General features: G+C 76.1%; 1 protein-coding gene. It reads right to left on the reverse strand.

Annotated elements, in window-relative coordinates:
• A partial coding sequence (locus SACPADRAFT_RS0208570; protein ID WP_007027757.1) for an isocitrate/isopropylmalate dehydrogenase family protein occupies nt 1-901 on the reverse strand: 901 nt, incomplete at its 3' end.
• Nucleotides 902-979: the final 78 nt, after the last annotated feature.

Consider the following 979-nt stretch of genomic DNA (forward strand, 5'->3'; position numbering starts at 1 on the left):
ACTGGCCGACCGGGTTCGCCAGCTCCCGGCCCGCCAGGTCCGGGGCGCTGCCGTGCACCGGCTCGAAGTAGGCCGGGCCGTCGCCGACGTTGCCCGCCGGGCACAGCCCGATCCCGCCGACGGTGGCGCCGCCCAGGTCGCTGAGGACGTCGCCGAGGAAGTTCTCCATCACCAGCACGTCGAAGTGCCCCGGCCGCCGCACCAGGTCCTGCGCCGCCGCGTCGGCGTAGCGGTACTCCAACTCCACGTCGTCGAACTCCGCCGCCACCTCGGTGACGATCTCCCGGAACAGCGCGTGGCTGCGCAGGACGTTGCTCTTGTCCACGCAGGTCACCCGCCGCACGCCGTCGGCGGGGGCACCGGAGCGGGTGCGGGCGGTCCCGAACGCGCGCCGCGCCACCCGGAGGGTGCCCTCGCGGGTGGTCAGCAGGGTGTCGGTGACCGCCCACCGGTTGCCGACACCCCGGTCGCGCGAGGCGTAGAGGCCCTCGGTGTTCTCCCGGACCAGCACGTAGTCCACCGCACCCGCGTCGACGTCGGCGAGCGCGGAGCGCACCCCGGGCAGCAGCAGGACCGGGCGCACGTTGGCGTAGGTGTCCAGCCCGGTGCGCAGGACGCCGCCGAGCACCCCCGCCTCGGTCCCGTCCGGGGTGCGTACCTCCGGCAGTCCCACCGGGCCCTTGAGGGTCGCCTCCACCCCGTCCCGCACGCGCCGCAGGTCCTCGGCGGAGCAGGCCGCGCCGGTGCGGCGGTAGGTGTCCGCGCCCGCGTCGAGGTGTACCCAGTCCGGGGTGAACGGCTCGGGGCCGTCGGCGCCGAGTGCGTCCAGGACGGACACCGTCGCGTCCACGATCTCGGGGCCGATGCCGTCGCCGGGGATGAGGCCGAGCGTGTGTCGCATCGCGGGTGACTATACGGCCCGGCCGCGCGGGCGCCCCCGGCCGAGGCACCGCCCGTCGGCAGCGGCACCGCCGTCGGG

Origin of the sequence: Saccharomonospora iraqiensis subsp. paurometabolica YIM 90007 (assembly GCF_000231035.2) — a bacterium.
GTDB classification, from domain to species: Bacteria; Actinomycetota; Actinomycetes; order Mycobacteriales; family Pseudonocardiaceae; genus Saccharomonospora; species Saccharomonospora paurometabolica.